This window comes from Pseudoalteromonas sp. NBT06-2 (assembly GCF_002276045.1).
In the GTDB taxonomy this organism is placed as follows: Bacteria; Pseudomonadota; Gammaproteobacteria; order Enterobacterales; family Alteromonadaceae; genus Pseudoalteromonas.
On record NZ_NQMR01000015.1, the window covers coordinates 42,292 to 63,561 of the forward strand.

A 21,270-nucleotide genomic window follows, 5' to 3' on the forward strand; every position below is an offset into this window, starting at 1 on the left:
ACTTATTCCTTGCTTGTGTTTATAGCGTATTTAATTAATATGTCAGCTACTTTTTGCTTAACAGCGCGTTTGTCTTCGGTATTAACGTCAAAACGAATCGCTAATTGTGTTATTTCTTCATCATTAAGATTAAATGATAATCTCTGTCTGGTTTTTTTAGATTTAACATCTAAATTCAAAATTTTTCGTATCATATCGGAAGGCGTGAGTTCTTCATCTATAGCCTGTTTTTTTATGTTTTTTTGAACTTCACTGCTTAAATCAAAAGCCATTTGCGTCGCACGGATAGCTTGCTCTTGCTTTAACCACTTATCTTCTTTTTTGATCATGTAGCGTTACCTGGAAACAAGTCTACAATATCAGTAATAGGGCGAGTTAAAGTTAACGAAATCTCAGTCTCACCGCCATCCCAAATCTCGATATTAAGGCTGTGGCTTTCTTGAGGTGATGCTAAGCAAATCATTTCACAGGGCTCACCACTTTCACTTTCATAGCGGGGCAATGATAAATTACGGAAATCTTGTTTATGGAAATAAACCACATATGGCGCCTCGCTTTGCTTATATTCGTCGGCTAAAAATTGACTAAACTGCTCAGGTTTATTATTTGTATTAAGGTGTGTTAAATCTTCTTCATCAAAAATACGTGCAAATTCATCTAAAGTGAAAATAGCATCTACGTCATCTCTTTGAATTTTTATTGAAAAGTTAGCCCACTGTTCACCATCTTCTTTTTCTATTTGTAAAAATACTACTTGGCCAGAATCAGTTTCTAAAACAAATTCAGTGTCTGAGCTACGCTCATATTGATATGTTTGTACATCAGCTACTTTTAACGTCTGGCCTTTTAGCCATGAAGGATAAGCAAATGAATCAATTATTTGCAGCATATCTCCAGACTTAAGCTGGCTTGCATCATTGAGCTGACGCTCGGGCTTTTTTTTTGATTTGAAGAAACTAAACATGGAGGGGTCCCTTATAGGTCTGCTGTGCATTTTTATTGTAGGCCACTATAATGGCATAAAATTAAAATACAGAGGTTAATTTTCCGCAGTTTGTCGCGTAAATTAAATCGCGAAGCGATATTAATAAAAATATCCTGCTTCGCGTAGTGAAGTCGAGGCTGAGCGATATAGCTTGCCTCGAGGGCGTTTTATTTCCCTTGTTTCGCTTTAATTCGCGCTAAAATATCACTATTTTTTGTATTGCTTCCACCAATACCTGCTTCTGCCATTTTAGCTTTTAGATCATCGCCATTTGACGCTGATTCAAGTTGTTTCGCTGCAGATAACTCATCTTGTCTATCTAGCTGTCTTTGCTTGATACGATCAAGAGAAGCACGTGCTGACGTCATAGATGATTCATTAGTATTAAGTGTGCTGTTTACTGCCATTGTTGCTTTTTGTACGCTTTCTGTTGTTTTAACCATGGTTAGTTGACGCTGATTTTCCTTGATAGTTTTTTCAGCTTCTTTAACTTGTTGCTTAAGTGCAACAATATGATTACTAAAGCCTGATAAAACTTGTTCTTGCTCTGCTTTTTCAGTTTCAAAATCACCTATTTTTTCTGCAATTTCGATAGCTAATGCTTCATTATTTTGGCTAAGTGCTTGTCCTGCGTATTCTTCATGCTCACTGATACTGCTATTTAATGCACTGACTTTACGTTTACACTGCATTTCTTTAGCCATTACTTCAGTTAAGCTTTTTTTCGCTTTTTGTAATGCGTTTTGTGCATCTGCAATTTCTTGTTCGAAAATACGGATACCATTTGCGTCAACAATTGACTCACCTACTTCTCTTGCGCCACCACGAACTGCTGTAAATAATTTTTTAAGTATGCTCATAATTTTATCTCCTGGCCTAAACCATTATTCATTTAAGTAAGCTGTGACCGCATCTAAAGAATCAATTGCGTTGTCAGCTAATGTTACTAATTCATGTGTTATATCATCGAATGATGAATTAACTGATAAAGCACCAAAAATGGCATATTTATCATCAATTTTTGCAAATGCGCTTAATGGAATTGGCACGTTTAATCTAAGTAGTGCTTCATTAAGTTCATTTTTTAATGCTACTTTAATTTCGCTTTCGGCAAATAAGTAACTAATACAAAGCAGTTGCTCGTCAGTTCGTGTAACAAAAATAGGCAATTCGTCATTACCATCAACAATTACTTGAAGGACTTCCTGTTCGTCTTCACTTGCAATTAGAAAAGACTCAAAACTAACACCTTCTGCTTCGAATGTTGCTAACTTGATTGAAAGTTCATTTAATTCCATCTTCTGTTCCTTTGCTTAAAATGACATATTATGTCTGAGTTGATAATTGCATTTGCGACATATTATGTCAACAAAAAAGTGTAAATTAATTTAATTTTTATATAATTCAGATTCATTTTGCCAGGCTTTACTGTGATAATCGTACAGTACACCTGAACCGAGTCTATTAACTTCAATAGACTTTATTTCATTAAAAAAGTTTCGTGGAAATATAAATGAAGCAAGGATATATTCTTGACTTAGCCATTTTGATTCCACTGGTAGTTGCTGTAATTTTGCAATTCGGTTACTGGCACTTTGCCCTGAACGCGTTGCGATAGTCCAACCCCATTGACCAAATGAAGGGATGTTTTGCTGATACTGCTCGACATGTAAAAATCCCGAAAACTTAACCGTTTTGGCGATGCTTAAAAAGGCATTTTTTGCATGATAAGGGGAAGTAGACTGTATAGCCAAAGCACCATCTGGTGCTAGTAATTGACGTACCTGATTATAAAAATAATCACTATATAATTTATTTAAATCAGGGTGATTAGGATCTGGTAAATCTATGATGATAGTATCAAACTGCTTGCCTTGGTCTAATAATTTTTCGACTTCTAAAAAAGCATCTGTCGCGACTATGTGTGCTCTAGGATCGCTCATTGATTCTTCATTTAATTTAACTACGCGTTGTGTTATATATTCCGGTATTTCGAACTTATCACTAGAGAACTGCGTATTTTCAAAGCCAAAAAGCGAGAGTAATTGAGCATCTAAATCAACTAATGTTACTGATTTCACTGGCCATTTTAGCGTATCTCTTAGCGCTAACCCGTCTCCACCGCCAATAATTAAAATATTATCATGGCGATTTGATGCTGCCATTGCAGGATATACTAACATAGAATGATAAAGCTGTTCATCGGCACTAGAGAACTGTAAACGCCCATTTAAAAAGAGATCTGTTATCGGTTCATTTTGATTTTTCAAAAAACGCTCTGTCACCACTAAGTGCTGATATTTTGTTGATTGTGAATAAATGACTTTATCTTTATATAACACACTACTTAAATTTTTCATCCAAGTTGTGCCCATTACTAAAAGCAGGCTAAACAAAAATAATAATACAATATGGCAAACAAATAAATATTTTGCATAACGAATATAAGTGCGATATTTAGCTAAAAATATAAACCCTGCGACTATATTAAATAAAGCAGTCCACGCAGCTGCTTGCATTATGGGCATGGATAACATGACTGAGACCCAAATAGCAGCGCCAATACCTGCACCAATATAATCTGCGCCATAAATCGTACCCGCATTATTTTCTAAAAATCGGCCATAAACTTGTTGACGGACACGGGCGATAAGCGGAATTTCCATGCCAATTAATATACCTAAAATAAGTCCAAAAATATAAGGCATAAATTGTGCTATATCTTGCAGTTGTTCAAAAAGGTAACCATCTAATAATACATTGGGCGGTAAATTAAATGTTTCAGAAAGCGTATGGGGTAGGGTGTAACTAATAGCGATAAGACTGGCAATAAATAAAATACAACTCATGCCTAGTAAAGCAATTAAAGCTTCAAGCCAAGCAAATGCAGTGAAAGCATCTTTAAACCAACGAGCCATAAAAGCACCTATGCCCATAGCGACTATCATAGTGCCAATCATGGCGTATATTGCGCTTTCTACAGAGCCTAAAACACGGCCAGCATAATGTGAGAGTAAATATTCATAAATTAATCCACACCCAGCTAAAATCGCCATTACAGTGATCAGTAAAATATCGTGAAACCATAAGGTCTGTTTTGAGTTTGTAACTGTTGCGGTATTCAATAGGGTTTAGACTCAGATCAATTAGACAGAAATAGCTCATGAGTGTTTGTTACTCCCATGAGCTATGAAAGGGTAAGGTTTTAATTACCTAATAAAGTCGCCATAGTTAAACCAATAGCAAATGACGTTGTTGCTGATATCGCTGCAACACCAACATTTTTTTGACGATTTACCTCATCTGAAATATTAGTGCCAGATAAAATGATTTTTATTGTGATTAAATGCAAAATAATAAACATCACTAGGCTGAATACTGCAGCAGCTGCCCAATAAATTAAGCTCATATTTATATTTTCTGCGTTATAAGGTGCAATACCCGTTGCAGCTGTTATAGCTAAACCACTACCAATTAAAAATCCAGCATAACGCACGCCCACAGCTAAGTTATTATCTTTAATTGCTTGTTGTAGACAATCACCATTTTTATTTGTGCGTTTGAATAATTGAACACGATACTGGCTTACTAATAACATAATAATATTTCCAATAAAAAATGCAGCAATTACGATTGGGAGACCATGCCAGCCTTCAGTTAAAACCCAAATAAGTGCAGAACGAATAAGGATTGCAACAGTAACAATATGACCAAATTCAATTAATGCAGCAGTCACATTACCTTTGACAATTTCATCATGTAAATCGACTTTACGTAAAGCGACTTTATCTTGGAAAAAGTGACCAAGTTTGATTAATGCAATCCCCACTAAGCCGTAACCAGCCATTTGCATTGCTTCTTCAAGTAAAGTATCGGCAAAGTTTCCGTTTGTAATACCCGTTAAAACAATGGCTAAACCTGCTAAACCTGCAGCAAAACTTAAACCAAAAGCAAAATTGTCACGTTTGGTGATCTCATCATTGGCATGTAAGTTTGAGACCCAACCTTTAATTAGTTTTAAACTTACAAATAAAGCGATGATGACGATAAAGTCTATGGCGAGTGCTTGGGCTGTCCATAATGTTAATCCGTTCATTTTATATTCTCCAAAAAAATTCTTTAATTAAATTCGTTAATACCAGTATTTTTATTGATTATTTTCCGCGGCTTACGCCACGTGAAGTACGACTTGAGCTATTGCGAACAGAGCCTGAGCTCTTTGAGTAACTACTTTTTGAATAACTACTTCTTGTTTTTACTGGGGTATAACTACTTCTACTTAAGCTTGATGCGCCTGCGCGTTTTTTAGCATAGGGACTCGTAAACTGTTTTCCTTGGCGCTTATATGATTGCTTAGTACGAGTTTCAATTTTTTGCTGTGTTTTATATTGATTTTTACTGGTATAACGTGAGCGGCCATAGTCATTATAATAACTGTAGCGACGCTTTCTGCTCCACCTGTCATAGCTCACACCACCAACCACATCACCAAGCATACGGTACATACCATACCATTGCCAAAAACTAGTACCGCTTGAGTTGGTTTGCCAATTACCATAATTAGGATTACCTATCATTTGGCTACCCGCACCTAAATTTTCACCTTGGTTCGCTGCATTTTCAGCTTGTTGGCTGATTGCACCGACGCGTGCGAGATTGCCTTCTGACATATCAGCTAATACATTTAACGGATCGGTTAAAGCGTCGCCAAATAAGCTTAGTTTGGCAGCTTCTTTGATTTTGGCTAAACGATCTAATTGAATAAACGCATTATCTAAGGTGATAGGCTCATTTTTTATATCATTTAAGCGTGTTGTTAAACCTTGAAATAATGGGCCTTGCGTCGTGGCATCTTGTGCAACTAGGTTACTTATTTGAGATAGTTTTGGGATGTTACTTTGTAAGTAACTATCATATTCTTTTAGCAATTTAGCATTTCGGATGTAATTGTTATCCAGTGCTTTTTTTAAGCTTTCAATTTTTAATTCAGTTGAGGTTATTTCTAACTGAACTGATTTTTGAGCTTGTTCTTCTTTAGATTCACAGCCTAACAGAAACAGTGAAAAGCAAAAAAAACTAAATAGCTTCCAGGCATTAAAATTCGACATTCATTGTCACCTTTTATCAGCATTAATTTATAGAGATTATTGAATGACCTTAGTTTTGCATAACCCAGAATTTAAACCAAGTTTTTTGAATCTAATAATGTAAATAGATATTTTTAGGAGATATAGGTCGGTTAAATTAGATAGCTAATCTAGTCGATTAGCTATCTAGATGTTTAATTAGAAGATATAACTGCGCTACTCGTAACTATTACAGCTTTGTTTTTTCTTCCCTTCATTAATTTAAATGCAACGGGTACAAAGTAGAATGATAAAATAGTTGTTAGTGCTGTACCGCCAGCTATCGAAACTGCAAATGGCGGCCAAAACCCGCCTCCAGCTAATATCAGTGGCATAAAACCGCCAACTGTAGTGATAGTGGTTGAGGTAATATGGCGAGAGCTGGTCATTACTGCTGCTATTATTTTATTTTGATCTGTGCCTGCATCAGTGGCACGTAATTCGGATAAAATAACAATAGCGGCATTTATCGCTAGTCCCATTAAACCAAGCAGCCCTATGATCACGGTAAAGCCAAAAGGGAACCCACCGAGATAAACACTTAGCAAGCCTAACATGGCAGCTTGAATCGCATTTATGATAATCAATAATGTAGTTGTAAAAGAATTAAAAGATACAACAAGTACCGTTAGCAGCAATACTGCTATGATGCCAACTGATGCAATTAATTGGCTCACAGCTTCGTTACGTTTTTGAGACTCCCCACCAATTTCTAACTGATAACCCGGTGGTAATCTAAAGTCAGAATTAGTTAGAATCTCTTGAAAATCACTTAATACAGACTGTGGAATAATGCCTGTTTTTAAATAACCTTCAACGACGTTTACACGTTCGCCATTTCGACGTTCAATACTGCCTCTTGATGGTTTTAAACTCAGTTCGGTAAAGGCTTCAACATTTAATGACTGATTTGCTAAAAAGTTAGTGGAATTAAGTGCCAATGTTGAGCTTCTATCTACGTCAGAGACTCTTACTCTCACAGGAATTGTTTCAGTTTGTTCGATTATACTACCAGCGATAAGACCATGATATTGAGACTGTAATTGACTGGCTAAATCATTTAGGGTTAAGCCACTTTGTTTTAATGCAATTTCATCGGCTTTTAACCAAAGTTTCGGATTTCCAGATATTAAAGTAGAGCGTGTTTGAATTATATTTTCGTGTGCAATTAACAATGTACGCAGTTCTAATCCGAGTACATTTAATGTATCAAGATTAGGACCGTAAATTCGCATTTCTATTGGTGCATTAAACGGAGGGCCTTGTTCTAATTTTCTCACTATAATTTGAGCTTGGGGGAATGCGATATCAAGTGCTGTTTGTAGCTCTGGAATAAGTTTATTTGCAACTTTAAAATCTGGTACTTTAACCATCGCTTGTGCATAATTAGTGGCACCTCGACTTCTGGGTTTTATATTGTAATAAAAGCTAGGAAAGTTATTGCCTATCATCCAATCTAATTTTTCGATACCTTTAAATTGCTTAATAAAACGATCGACTTCTAAAGTGGTTTGTTTGGTATTAGCGATACTACTGTTAGGCGATAATCGCATTTCTATATGAAACATGTCACGATCAGATGGAGGGAAAAACTGTTCAGTAAGTTGACCTGCACTGAAAAAACCTAAAGCAGGTAAAATAAAAACTAAAGCTAAAGTGCGCTTCGGATGGTTTAAACTCCATTTTAATGAAGCTGAAAACTTTTCAGATAATTTAGGTAGGCGAATGCCTCTGCCCCAAATTGTATTAGGTTCATTGCCATTAATAAATTGACCTGCAAATACGGCTATTAAGGTATGAGAAATTAAATATGAACCAATTAAAGCAAAGATAACACTTAAGGCTATGCCACCAACAAATTCACCAGCAGGTCCTGGCATAAGTACGATTGGTGTAAAAGCTAATATAGTGGTGAGAGTTGAGCCTAATAATGGCATCCAAAAGTGTGATACCGCGGTTTGGACTGCTTTTAACGCTGGGTATCCTTGTTGACGATATCTTTGAATAGAATCTGTCATTACAATTGCGTTATCAACCATGATACCAAGTGCAACAACCAAGCCTGTTACTGACATTTGGTGTATTGGTAAACCGTAATATTGCATAGTGACCAATGTAAATAAAACTGTCAACGGTAATGCTGTTCCCACTATGATAGCGGCTTTAAAACCTAAAGTGAGCATGAGTACTGATAAAATTATAATGAAACCAACCAAGATATTATCGATAAGTTCGCCCAATCTATTTTCAGTATATTGTTGCTGATTAAAAATATCTTTTAATTGAATTTGTTCGGGCAAGTTTTGTAAAAATAGTTTTTTGCTTTCATCTACACTTTTTGAAAATTTATCAATACGAAGACCTGGTAACATGCGTGCCGCAACATAAATCCCTGGTTGACCATTAATTAACGCAATATCAAATTCAGGTGTTTTAATAGATTTTTTGATGCTAGCTAGGTCGGATAATTGATATTGGCTGCCAGTTTCTGTGCTGATTAGTGGTATTTGTTCTATACGAGTAATCGAATCAAAAGCACCTATTAATTCTAATTGAATTTGTGTTTGATTGTTGATTAAAGTACCTGCGGCCACTTTAGCATCTGCGCCTTGAAGTGCATTTGCAATCTGTTGGATTGAAATGTTGGCAAGGGCTGCTTTATGCGCATTGATTTTGACTAAGACTTCTTCTTCGGGTTTTCCAAAAAAATGGACTACTTCTACACCTGAAACATTGCGTAACTTGCTTTGTAACTCTTTAGCATAACGGTTGATTACAGCTAATGATACTTCTGGACTATTGCCTGTTAAGGCAAATATTCGCGTGTAAGCATAACCTTTTTCGTCATCTAATTGGGGAGTACTTGCTTGAGGTGGTAAATATGGCTGTACATCTGCTAATAAATCTCTTAATCGTGACCAAATAGGGATGGGGTCAATGACACTGTCTTTTAACTCTATACTTAACACAGAAATACCTGGTCGAGATGTTGAAACGATGAGTTTTATTTCTTGTTGGGCTTTTAATTTTTGTTCCAATATTTCACTTAACTGTACTTCAACACGTTCTGCACTGGCACCGGGCAAAAAAGTGGTCACAGAAGAAAAACGATTGGTGATCCTTGGATCTTCAGTTCTGGGTAAACTATTGATTGCAGCAAAACCACTGACACATAATAAAACAATCATTAATGCTTGTAGGCGAGGGTGTTCAAATAAATATTTGATCATTTCAACTTACCTTCTAGCTTAACTTTACTAGCAAGCGTGGTATTAACAATATTGACGGCAATGTTAGTGCTTACTTTATGTAAACCGCTAGCGACTATTTTACTTTTATCGGGTAAAGCTGCACTGACATAAGCATTTTTACCATCGGTATATATCACTTCGACTATTGTTGGTTTTAAACGTGCAGTATTTTCTTGTTGGTTTATATGATAAATATTCCAAGTCCCGCGAATACCATCTGTTAATGCTGATAACGGTATCCAATAACCTAAAGCATGTTTATTTTGTTTAATTTTAAGTCGTGCAACTTGTCCAGCATAAACTGTTACATCGTCGGGTATAGCAAACCTCATTAATAAGGTATGTGAAATGGGATCTATCTCAGCTCCTGTGCTGAGGGCTTTTGCTTTATACTCTTTGCCAGAAATAATGACTGGCATATAAGGTTTTATTGTTTGTTTCAAATGCTGTGGCACACCTACTTGAATTTGATTATGACCATTTTTTAATAAACGAATAACAGGGGTGCCAGGGGCTACAATCTCCCCGATAGAAACAAAACGTTGTCCTAAAACACCATCGAATGGGGCTTTTAGGTGAGATTTTTCAATTTGAAGGTCTACACCCGAAATAGCGGCTTGAACTTCACTTTTACTCGCTTGGAATACATTTATTTGCGTATTGATTTGATCTAAACTTTGCTCAGCAGAATAGTTTTGTTTTTGTAATTTATCTAGCCTTTTAAGATCTAATTGAGCTAGAGATAACTCGGCTTCAATACGTTTCAAGCTTGCTTGAAGTTTTTGCTTTTCAATTTCGAGTAAGCTGGTATCTAAAGTGATGAGGTGAGTGTTTTTGGTGACTTTATCACCTTGGTCAAAATCAATGCTCTTAATCTTTCCTGCAAACTCAAATGCTAACTTGGCATCCTGCTGCTTAATAACTCTTCCACTAAAATGACGCTCTACTTGATAATATTCCATTTGTTGTAATGTTAGAGCTTCAATATTTATAATATTTTCAGCACTAAAAGCGCTAAAACTTGCAATAAAAAAAGTAAAAATAGCAACTAGTTGATTTTTCATTTTGCGTTCCTTGTGAAAAAAGTGATATCTATACCCAAACTACTTCAGGATAAGAATTTCAGTTGGAATTAAAAAAAATTAGACAAAGCATTGATAGCAGTGGTGCTTCCTGGTTAAAATCAATGCCATGACATAAATATATTTAAATCAATATCTTAATTGTATCAAAGACACTTAATCTCTACATTCAAACTTATAAAAAGAGAACAACCATTTCTACAAAGTTGTGCCTTGATATTAAGCATCTGTGAAACGCTGAATTCTGCATCTTGAGGTAGCTTGGGTACATGCTCCAATATGCTGCCGCTTGTGCCTTGAAGTAGATTGGTTATCATATTAGACTGCTAAGTCTAGGGTAACTATAAAACAATCAAACTAGACTGTCCAGTCTATTTTTGGGGTTGGAGTTTTTTATAAATGGTAGCAAGTGAAGTAGAATCTAAGCGCAGTAAGTCACAGTTAAAACGTGATCAAATAATTGAATCGGCAACTAAATTATTTATTGAGCAAGGTTATCCAAATACCAGTATGGATAAAGTAGCTAAAGAAGCTGGTGTATCTAAGCAAACGGTTTATAGTCACTTTAAAGATAAGGAATCTTTATTTGTTGAAACGGTAGGAGCCCGTTGTGCTACATCTGAATTTCACGGACAGCTGTATCATGCTGAACATTCTTTAGAAGATAATTTATTTAAAATAATCAAAACTTTTAGCGATTTAATTTTATCTGACGATGCAATTCAAGTTTATACTACCTGTGTGGCTCATAGAGAAGAACATCCTCAATTAGGAGCATGCTTTTATTGTGCCGGACCTAGAATGATTCAAGATCAAGTGAGTGAATGTTTAAGCTTAGTTTCAGATGCAGGTCAGCTAGATATATCGAATACACGTTTTGCTACTTTACAGTTGCTAGGTATGGTTCAAGGTGATTGGCATTTGAAGCGTACTTTAGGACACATTAGTGAAGATACAGCGCCTAGCGATGACTATTTAAAAGACAGTATTAAGCGTTTTATTAAAGCATATACTTAGTGTGATAAAACTAAACCCTAACATTAAAATAGTATGGTATATAATTTATGAACTCAAATCTATTTTAAAAATTACTGGCATCGGATAACTGAGCTGGAATGAAAGTATGCTTAATGAATTAGATTGCTGAATCTTTATAAGATATTTGTTGTGAAGTTTTGTGCACTGATGTGACTTCGCAGCAATGTGTAAAATACGAACATAGCTGTTGCCTAAATTTTATTGAAATATCTGAATGTGTTTTGAGATACCTATTTTAAAATTAATTTTTAATCTTATTTCGTCGCTAATATAAGATGATTGTGGTCAATAATCATTGACCACTTCAAGAAGCTAAAAATATAAACAGTTAATAATTACTTTTTCAAAGACATTTTCATTTGCTTTTGGCAAATTACAACTGTTTTGAAGTGATTCAAAGTTGCTTCAGGCATGTTCTGTGGTAATTCAACCGTGCTGTGGTCGTCATGTAAACGAATATCACCAATAAACTTACTTGGAATATCAGCTTCGTTAGCTATCGCGCCTACAATATTTTTAACTTGTACGCCATCATCACGACCGATTTCTATACGGTATGTATCTACTGGACCATTGTCTTTAGAACGACGCTCACGAGGTTTACGTTCTCTGTCTTGGCTACTTTCAGAGCGCTCACCGCGGTTATTACGGTTATTTCTATCACGACCATTTCTGTCATTACGATCACCACGTCCACGATCATTACGGTCGCCTCTTGGTGCGCGTTCTGGCATTTTAGGGACTTCTTCAACTTTGATTGGCGACTGCTTTTGTGCCAAGTAAAGTAATGCACCAGCAAGAGAATCGCTTGATAAGCCTAGTTCAGCAGTTAATTTTTCTGCTAACTCATTGTAAAATCGTATATCTTGTAATTCAGCCGTTTTTGTTAATGTACTTGCTAAAGTTTCAAGGCGTTTTTGTTGAACAATATCAGTGCTTGGAAGTTGTACTTCAGCGATATCTGATTTGGTGCCACGAACGATATTTTTAAGCATATAACGTTCATTACGCTTAACAAATAAAAGCGCTTTACCAGTACGACCAGCACGACCAGTACGACCAATTCGGTGAACATATGCTTCAGCATCTTGTGGAATATCGTAGTTAATAACTAAATCAAGACGTGGTACATCTAGACCACGAGCAGCAACATCTGTTGCTATAACGATATCTAACATACCATTTTTTAAACGTTCAATTGTACGTTCTCGTGCTTGTTGATTCATATCACCATTTAATGGTGCTACAGAGAAACCTGCGCGTTCTAAGTACTCAGATAGCTGCACTGTATCGTTACGTGTTCTTACGAATACGATAGAGGCGTCATAATTTTCAGCTTGTAAGAAGCGAACAATGGCTTTATTTTTATGAACGTGGCCAGCCATCCAAAATACTTGCTCAACACTTTCAACAGTTGAGTTACGTGCAGCAACACTAACATGTTCTGCATTTTCTAGATATTTACTGCAAATTGATTGAATTTGCTTAGGCATAGTTGCAGAGAATAAGCATGTTTGTTTATCCGCTGGCGTTTTAGCCATAATAGTTTCTACGTCATCGATAAAGCCCATGCGTAACATTTCATCGGCTTCATCTAAAACCATAGCGCTAAGTCTATCTAATTTTAAAGTGCCTTTATTTAAGTGATCCATAACACGTCCAGGTGTACCCACAATAACTTGTGCGCCCTCACGTAGTGCTTTTAATTGGATACCGTAGCTTTGGCCACCGTAAATAGGTAATACTTTCACGCCATGAGTAAATTTAGCATATTGCTCAAAAGCTTCAGCTACTTGAATTGCTAACTCACGTGTTGGTGCTAATACTAATATTTGAGGGTATTTAGCTTTAACATCTATATTATTTAACAGGGGTAAAGCAAATGCTGCTGTTTTACCAGTACCTGTTTGTGCAAGTCCTAATACATCCTTTCCTGCTAATAAATAAGGAATACATTTAGCTTGAATTTCAGAAGGTGTTTCGTAACCTAATTTTTCAACAGCTTGTAATATAGCAGGTGATAGTTCTAAGGATGAAAAAGTGACAGATTCAGACATTAAAGCGCCTCGGCATATTTAAAGAGGCGCGCATTGTATAGTAAAAGAGCAGCAATAGCTCGGGTAAATTTCAACTATTTTCTATGTGACTGAACTAGGTCGAATTTTAAACTGAGTGTTTTATGCTGTATAAACCTAAATTGTCTTTAGCATAGGCTTCAAATTCTTTAAAACCGCCAATGTGAGCCTGATCTATAAATATTTTAGGTACAGTTTCAACCGGTTTCCCGACTGTTTTTCCAATATCAACTTTTGAAATATCTTCTTTTAAGATGTCAATATATTTAAATTTAAAACCTGCTACATCGTTACTCAATTGTGTTGCTACTTCTTTAGCTCTGACACAAAATGGGCAATGTCACGACCAAAAATTACTGTAAACATATTTTACTCCTCTTTGTTTGAATATCAACAGAATACATTAATACTAATATTGGTAAAATTGATTGATTTTACCTTGATATATGTAGCGTTACACTTTATCAAATTGACGTTATTATTGATTTTGAAAGATTCCCTGTGAGTAATGATGATATAGATAAATCTGGTTTAGTTATGACAGAATATTTAACTATTTATTACGCCATAGCAATAAAGAGGATGAAACGGTTACTTTAGTTTTAATGTATTCATATCAATTTTTTAAGATATTAAGTGTTTGCAGCAAAAGCATTTTTTAATTTTTTTGAATTGACGATTTGCCTTTATTGGTCCTTAATTAATCTATCAGTAAAAAATTATAAGGGAGTTATTTATGGTGCCTAGTGTTTTAATTGTAGAAGATAACGAATCCCTTTCTCGGTTGTATGAAAGTTATTTGATTCCGACAGGTATAAATACCCATGTAGTAAACACTGGCAAGCAAGCCATCACTTTTTTAGCAGAGAATAAACCACAACTTATTTTATTAGATATTATGCTGTCAGATATGAATGGTATGGATGTATTAGATAGTTTAGAGCCTGAGAACCGCCCTCAAGTTATCATTTTAACGGGTCATGCAAGTAAAGAATTAGCAGTAAAAGCGATTAGATTAGGCGCTACAGATTTCCTTGTAAAACCAATTGATGCAGATAGATTTCGTGTTACTGTAAATAATGCTTTAAAGCTAAAAACATTAAGTGAAAAAATATCAAACTATCAGGAAAAATATGAAAATGGTCGTTTTTATGACTTAATTGGTAGCTCAAAAATAATGCAGTCTGTTTATCAAATAATTGGCAATGCAGCGACAAGCAAAGCAACTGTTTTTATTACAGGGGAAAGTGGTACAGGTAAAGAACTTTGTGCTGGCGCCATTCATCAAGCAAGTCCAAGAAATAAAGCCCCTTTCATCGCGATAAATTGTGCTGCAATTCCTAAAGATTTAATTGAAAGTGAGATCTTTGGTCATGTGAAAGGGGCGTTTACAGGGGCTACAAATAATAGAGAAGGTTCGGCAGGTCAAGCAAATGGTGGCACATTATTTTTAGATGAAATTTGTGAAATGCAGCTTAATCTTCAAAGTAAATTATTACGATTTATTCAAACTGGTACCTTTCAAAAGGTGGGGAGTGAAAAATTAGAAAAAGTAGATGTACGTTTTGTATGTGCCACAAATCGAGATCCATTAATTGAAGTAAATGAAGGGCAATTTAGAGAAGATTTATATTATAGATTACATGTTATTCCGATAGAGTTACCTTCTTTAAAAGTAAGAGAAAATGATGTTATAGAGATTGCTGATTTTTTATTTAAGAAAATAGCTAAAGAAGAAGATCGTACTTATAAAGAAATGTCGTTTGCCACAAAACAAACTATTATGCAATATAACTGGCCTGGTAATGTAAGGCAGTTAGAAAATATTGTTAGAAATACCTTAGTATTGAATGACTCTCAGGTTATCGAGCCTCATATGTTACCTTCATTACCTCGTTCAGAGCAAAGTTCGGACAAAATGATACAACGAAGTCACTATGCATCTCCAATGCTCGAAACTGATAGAGTCAACAGTTTAGAGGATAGTAAAGTACGAGTAAATCAAGCGACTTCAGTGCAAACGATTGAACCACTATGTGTAGTTGAAAAATGTTATATTGAACATGCAATAGCGCTTTGTAATAATAACATTCCAAAAGCTGCTGCAATGTTAGATGTAAGTCCTTCAACCTTATATCGAAAAATGAAAACTTGGCAAGAGCAAAGTTCTTTAGCTTAAGAAGGCTATGATCGAACATATGGTGTCGAAAATTTAACGTGTTTATGCTAACAATTTGATCTTGCAGTCAAAAAAGATAACAGTTCAGAACTGGATTTGTTATTCAGATTCGATTATTGGAATAGCAACACTAAAGCAGCTGCCTTTATTTATATTAGAAATAACAGATATATCACCATTATGCTGTTTCACAATATTGTGACTTATGGATAAACCTAACCCTGTGCCTGCGCCAACCGGCTTTGATGTATAAAATGGTGTGAATATTTGTGTTAAAGTTTCTTGTGCGATACCACATCCTGTATCTTCGATTTCGATAATAATATTTTTGTCTTTAACTCGTGTTCTAACAAAAATATCTCCTTTTTCTTCAATGGATTGCCCTGCATTTATGAGTAAATTCATAAACACTTGGTTTAACTTGCTTGGATAAGCTAATGTCATAGGTAACTTAGCTAAATCAACATGAATTTCACAATTATATTTAAGTTCGTTCCACACTATTTTTAATGTCGCATTTAATCCTTCATTGATGTCTACTAAGCTTTTATCAGGCAGCTCTTCACGGGCAAATACTTTTAAACTTTGTACTATTTCATCAACGCGATCTATGCCTCCTATGGTGCTTTTAATTAAAGGAAATATATCTTGGAATAAATATGTAATATCATGCTTTTCTAACAAAACTTGTTTTCTTTGTTGATATGCTAAATTTACATGTTCATTTAATATTAAATCTTCTGTAACGGCTTGTTCGTATTCTTTTAAATTATCTATATAGTCATTCAATACATTTAAGTTACTTTTAACATAGCCAATAGGATTATTAATTTCATGGGCGACACCTGCAGCTAATAAACCTATGCTGGCCATTTTCTCTGATTGCACAAGTTGAGATTCACTTAATTTTAGCTCATCATTGGCTTGAGCAAGTTTAGCATAGCTATTTTTTAAATCAGTTTCTCTTTTTTGAACCTGATCAACCATGTGATTAAATTGTAAAAATAAAGAGGACAGCTCTTTGATTTTACTTTCTTCATGTAGAGCTTGATAATGGTCACCTTTGTCAAGTTTTTCGGCAGCCTGAGACAGAGATAATAAAGGTTTTACAAAATAGCGATAACCATACTGGTAGGCTAAAAAAGAAGTTATAAAAATAGCTGAGATGATTATCAAACTGATTTGAATCATTAAAGAGTAAAGCGATGAATTTATAATGCTTTTATCTAGTGAAAAGCGCAGGGATATATTGAGTTCGGGCCAATAAATTGATTTTTTTTCGCCATCAATTTTGTTACCAAATGTAATTAATACTTCTTCATTTTGAATTATTTCTATACTGACTCCTTGAAGCCGAAGTTCCGAGTTTATGCCTTCATTTATATCATTAATGGGAATTTCAGAAGTTAAAATACCTTCAATAGAGCCGTTATAGGCAATCGCAACTGAAATCGAAAAGTGATATTGGTTGTTTACTTTTATTATTGATGTTTTAGTAAGAGAGTCACGGTCTGTTTGTGTACGGTTTAATACCCACTTTACCCAAGGGGTATCTTGATAATTTATTTTTATAGAAGGGTCAGTTGAATGTATTAATTGACCTTCAAAATCAAGCAGACTCATGCGGTATTTCTTACCTAATATGCTCAAACCTGCCATAAAGTCAAAGATATTTCCTTTGTTAGACTCTGGTTGCATTAAAGTTTGTATCATAATAGGAAAATTAGAATGTTCTTTTAGTAAAGTAAGTCGGTTATTTAAAAATATTTGATAGCTATCGTTGATTTGGTTTATTTCTCTGAGGATCACTTTATCTTGTTCTGAGTTAATAACATTCATAACTTGATTGCTGACTAACGCTGAAATTAAAAGTGCAAGCGCAAGACCGCTAAAAAATACAAAGCGTGCTAGTACAAATGAAATTGTGATTTTTTTCATATAGTATTTCAGTGTTTATTTTATTAAAATAACTTGGTTATCAGTACCATAGTATGCCATTACATAGTCAGAGTATGTAAGTGCTTCATGGGCATTATTATGCCTTTTATCATAAGCTGAAAATGGTTTGATATATGTTTTAATTAAACCCTTTACGGGTGTATTTAAAGATTCAAGTGCTTGATGAATTGCATTTTTGTCCTTATTGCGATCTCCTGTAAGGCCAGATTGTTTTATTGATGAAATAAGTAACTTAGTTAAATCATACGCGTGTATAAAACCGGTTTGTGCTTTAATATCTTTGGGTGTTGATAGCTCTGGAAATTGTGCTTTTGCAGAATTAAAAACTGCAAGCGAATGCTTAGTTGAAACTTTGGAATTAAAAGAGAAACTCGTTTGTATAAACTGTAAGTCTAAAGATTGTCGAATAACATTGTTAATAATGTCGACAAAGTCACCTCCTGTGATCCCCCAATGACTGCGTATAGGTAACCTCTCTGATTTATTGAGTTCACTCATGGCCTTTGCAAATGTTTTACCTTCAGGTGCATTACCTACAAAAAAAATAACATCAGCATCAGATGAGGCGATATCTCTTAAAGTTAATTTTGCATTGTTTAACCCTAAACCCCAATTAAACCACTTTATTCCACTTGGTTTAAATCCTTTTTTAGCGAGTGCTCGAGTCATTGTTTTTTCGTTAGATTTACCCCAACCTGTGTCTTCAAGTAATAAATAAGGTTTTTTAAATCCTTCTAATAAAGCATTATCGCTAATAATATATCCGGCTTTTTGATCATCAATAGAGAGTCTAAAAATCCAATTTTCTTTGGTATTTGAACGTGTTATTGGTCCCGCGGCAGCCCATGGGTCTAATAATAAAATTCGATTTTTATTTATGAAGTCTTTATTGGCTAACAGTGGTGGAGAATGTAAACCAGAAAAAACCAGTAATGCATTAGGGTCTTTTAAATAGCTTTCTAAGTTACGTTTACTACGTAATGAATTTCCTCTATGATTTTTTTTTATTACTTTAAACTGGTAACCAAAAAGTTGATGCTTTATTTCGGATAAGGCAGTTTCAATGCCTTGTACAATAGATAAGCTAGATGCTTTAGTGCCAGTAAAGTCGGCATCTAAATAGATGTTATAAATTTTTTTAGCATGAACTTGCTTGATCGTTAAACTAAAAATAATGATGAATAATTGAATACATAAATTTAAATTCATTTTAAACATGTACCTATATCCTTAATTAATGAAGTATTTATTTTAACTCAATTTAATTATTATAGTAAAAATAAAGAATTAGCGATTTCTTTGTATTTATTTATTTATTTTCATTATTAATTTTTCATGAAATTTTAGAGGATTTGAAAGCAATTTAAATACAAAGTGCTAGGCTTACATAATGTAAATGCAAAATTGGATTAAAATGGATTTGAACTATTTAAGCATTAAAACAAAGTTAATATCGGTCACATTTTTTGTGGTGTTTCTATGCGCCTTAGCAATAACTTTTTTAACTTTATATCAGCATCAAAAGTTATACAAAGAAGCGCTAGCAACTAATCTGTATGCATTAAGTAGTAATTTATCTGATGAGTTATTTCCTTATTTAACTTCAAATGAACCAGAGTTAATAGGCTTAACAACTACACTATTAAAACTTGAAAGATATCAACAGATTAAATACGGATTGATTTTAGATAAATCAAATAAAATAGTGACACAGTATTTGAATCCTAAGTTTCAAACCACTGCTAACCATCTGGAGCGAGTGAATTGGTCGCAAATTATAATAAATAGAGGGGAAGATACGCAGTCTAGTTTAATGGAAATTCATTTGATTGGAGATAAAAACTTTTCATCGGGCTATTTAATATTGGTTGCAGACTTATCTAATCAATTATCGAGTAATATGAAAGTATTTATTACACAACTTATTCCTTTGATTTTAGTTATAATATTAATTATTTTTGTTTTGTCTCATTGGGTGCAAAGTGGTGTGATCACACCTTTAATTCATTTATCTCAACTAGTGTCCTCGGTTGGTAAAACAAAAAATTATCAACTCAGATATGAAAATAATGGTCAAGATGAGGTTTCCATTCTTGGGAAAAATATTAATAAAATGTTGTCTATGATCAATACACAAGATATTGAAAATAAGCGTCATACAATTAAATTATTAAAACAACAAAAGTCACTAAAGCATTTAGCTAATTATGACCAGCTAACAGGGCTTCCAAACAGGAAATTATTCTGTGAATTATTAAAACAAGAATTAAATAAATCTCATAGAAAAAATTATGAAATAGCGGTGATGTTTTTAGATTTAGATGATTTTAAAACAGTAAATGAGACCATAGGTCATCATGCTGGCGATATTTTATTGCAGCAGGTAAGTGAAAGAATAAAATCACATTTAAGGGATGGCGATATACTTGCGCGTTTAGGTGGAGATGAATTCATTGTGATATTAACGGAATTACCTAGTCATGTAACAGCGGTTGCAATTGCGCAACGTATCTTAGATAGCTTTGTTGATTACTTTCATATTCAAAAGTGGCAAATTCATTCGGGCTTAAGTATGGGCATCGCCTTTAATGATAAAGATCGTTTTAATGCCGCTACTTTAATTAGCAATGCCGATGTCGCTATGTATAAAGCAAAAGAAGGTGGTAGAGGTCAATTTTCTGTATTTGAGGATAAAATGCAAAGTGTACAACACAGGCATATGTTGATAGCGAATGAATTAGCTAAAGCAATTCAAGGCGATGAGTTTACCCTTTATTATCAACCTAAAGTCAGTCCTTTGATGGGCGTTGTTGGTTTTGAAGCACTTATTAGATGGCATAGTAGTTTTGATGGGTTAATTTCTCCTGCTGAATTTATACCAATAGCTGAGCATTGTGGTCGAGTGCATGACATTACGCGTTGGGTATTAAAACAAGGTTTAAGTGACTTATCTAAAATAAAAGAAAGTATCGGGTTTTATACTGTGACCTCTTTTAATATCTCAGCGATTGATATAACTAAACAAGGTTTTATCCAATATATTGAAGGTTTAATAAAACTTAATAAAAGTGACACAAAACTTATTGAATTTGAAGTAACTGAATCTTCATATATAGAAAACTTTGAATCATCGAGTAAATTCTTTAATGCATTAGATGAACTGGGTTGTTCAATCGCTTTAGATGACTTTGGCACAGGTTATTCTTCTTTAAGTTATTTAACCCAAGTACAAGCAAATACCTTAAAAATAGATCAACAATTTGTGAAAAAAATATTCACATCTGACAGAGACCGATTAATTGTTGAAAGTATTATTGGTTTAGCCAAAAAATTAGGTTTAAAAATATGCGCTGAAGGAGTTGAAACTAAAGAGCAGTATGATTTTTTAGTTGGCAGTAATTGTGAATTAATTCAGGGTTATTACTTTTCTAAACCAGTGCCAATTGAGGAGCTGCCTAACGTTATTAAGCAAATTCATTGTAAAAATCACTTTGCTGGCTTGGATGAAAAAGTAGTTCAGTTATAAAGGCAGGACGTAAAGAGCGGGTTTGATTATGAAAGTGAAGTTTTATTAT

At 34.4% G+C, this 21,270-nt stretch carries 15 protein-coding genes and 1 pseudogene; 3 read left to right on the forward strand and 13 right to left on the reverse strand.

Annotated features, from left to right (window positions below):
• Positions 1–2: 2 nt before the first annotated feature.
• From CJF42_RS04880 to CJF42_RS04920, 9 genes are all read right to left on the reverse strand, one after another.
• Positions 3–329 carry a hypothetical protein gene (locus CJF42_RS04880; RefSeq protein WP_095365603.1) on the reverse strand — a complete coding sequence of 109 codons (327 nt, stop codon included), beginning with the start codon at positions 327–329 and terminating at the stop codon, positions 3–5.
• On the reverse strand, positions 326–964 hold the full coding sequence (locus tag CJF42_RS04885) for a hypothetical protein (protein WP_095365604.1): 639 nt from the start codon (positions 962–964) through the stop codon (positions 326–328). The genes CJF42_RS04880 and CJF42_RS04885 overlap by 4 nt, the downstream gene beginning before the upstream one ends.
• A gap of 188 nt (positions 965–1,152) precedes the next feature.
• Positions 1,153–1,845: a PspA/IM30 family protein gene (locus CJF42_RS04890; RefSeq protein ID WP_095365605.1), complete on the reverse strand. Its 693-nt coding sequence runs from the start codon at positions 1,843–1,845 to the stop codon at positions 1,153–1,155.
• Positions 1,846–1,869: 24 nt separating this feature from the next.
• A complete protein-coding gene (locus tag CJF42_RS04895) occupies positions 1,870–2,283 on the reverse strand; it encodes a YjfI family protein (protein WP_095365606.1) in 414 nt (137 codons plus the stop codon).
• Positions 2,284–2,373: 90 nt separating this feature from the next.
• The gene (locus tag CJF42_RS04900) at positions 2,374–4,041 is read right to left on the reverse strand and encodes a polyamine aminopropyltransferase (protein ID WP_252097529.1); all 1,668 of its coding nucleotides are present in this window, start codon (positions 4,039–4,041) and stop codon (positions 2,374–2,376) included.
• Between the two features lie 149 nt (positions 4,042–4,190).
• Complete coding sequence (locus CJF42_RS04905; protein WP_095365608.1) at positions 4,191–5,081, reverse strand: DUF350 domain-containing protein; 891 nt, start codon at positions 5,079–5,081, stop codon at positions 4,191–4,193.
• Positions 5,082–5,139: 58 nt separating this feature from the next.
• A complete protein-coding gene (locus CJF42_RS04910) occupies positions 5,140–6,093 on the reverse strand; it encodes a hypothetical protein (RefSeq protein ID WP_095365609.1) in 954 nt (317 codons plus the stop codon).
• 173 nt (positions 6,094–6,266) lie between these two features.
• Positions 6,267–9,341, reverse strand: a complete 3,075-nt coding sequence (locus CJF42_RS04915) for an efflux RND transporter permease subunit (RefSeq protein ID WP_095365610.1) — start codon at positions 9,339–9,341, stop codon at positions 6,267–6,269.
• Complete coding sequence (locus tag CJF42_RS04920; protein ID WP_095365611.1) at positions 9,338–10,426, reverse strand: efflux RND transporter periplasmic adaptor subunit; 1,089 nt, start codon at positions 10,424–10,426, stop codon at positions 9,338–9,340. The genes CJF42_RS04915 and CJF42_RS04920 overlap by 4 nt, the downstream gene beginning before the upstream one ends.
• Positions 10,427–10,843: 417 nt before the next feature.
• On the opposite strand from CJF42_RS04920, the gene CJF42_RS04925 reads away from it, so the two are divergent.
• A complete protein-coding gene (locus CJF42_RS04925; protein ID WP_095365612.1) occupies positions 10,844–11,461 on the forward strand; it encodes a TetR/AcrR family transcriptional regulator in 618 nt (205 codons plus the stop codon).
• A gap of 356 nt (positions 11,462–11,817) precedes the next feature.
• Here CJF42_RS04925 and CJF42_RS04930 read toward each other — a convergent pair whose 3' ends face one another.
• Both CJF42_RS04930 and CJF42_RS04935 read right to left on the reverse strand, forming a co-directional pair.
• Entirely contained in the window at positions 11,818–13,539 is a 1,722-nt protein-coding gene (locus CJF42_RS04930) for a DEAD/DEAH box helicase (RefSeq protein ID WP_095365613.1), read from the reverse strand.
• A 106-nt stretch (positions 13,540–13,645) separates the two neighbouring features.
• Positions 13,646–13,923: pseudogene (locus tag CJF42_RS04935) on the reverse strand (GrxA family glutaredoxin).
• Between the two features lie 370 nt (positions 13,924–14,293).
• Here CJF42_RS04935 and CJF42_RS04940 point away from each other — a divergent pair.
• Positions 14,294–15,736 carry a sigma-54-dependent transcriptional regulator gene (locus CJF42_RS04940; protein WP_095365614.1) on the forward strand — a complete coding sequence of 481 codons (1,443 nt, stop codon included), beginning with the start codon at positions 14,294–14,296 and terminating at the stop codon, positions 15,734–15,736.
• A gap of 99 nt (positions 15,737–15,835) precedes the next feature.
• Here CJF42_RS04940 and CJF42_RS04945 read toward each other — a convergent pair whose 3' ends face one another.
• Together CJF42_RS04945 and CJF42_RS04950 are read right to left on the reverse strand one after the other, a co-directional pair.
• Positions 15,836–17,674, reverse strand: coding sequence for a sensor histidine kinase (locus CJF42_RS04945; RefSeq protein WP_095365615.1), 1,839 nt, complete (start codon positions 17,672–17,674; stop codon positions 15,836–15,838).
• 15 nt (positions 17,675–17,689) lie between these two features.
• Positions 17,690–18,913 carry an ABC transporter substrate-binding protein gene (locus CJF42_RS04950; RefSeq protein ID WP_095365616.1) on the reverse strand — a complete coding sequence of 408 codons (1,224 nt, stop codon included), beginning with the start codon at positions 18,911–18,913 and terminating at the stop codon, positions 17,690–17,692.
• Between the two features lie 178 nt (positions 18,914–19,091).
• Here CJF42_RS04950 and CJF42_RS04955 point away from each other — a divergent pair, with 178 nt between their 5' ends.
• On the forward strand, positions 19,092–21,221 hold the full coding sequence (locus CJF42_RS04955; protein ID WP_095365617.1) for an EAL domain-containing protein: 2,130 nt from the start codon (positions 19,092–19,094) through the stop codon (positions 21,219–21,221).
• The last annotated feature ends 49 nt before the right edge of the window (positions 21,222–21,270 follow it).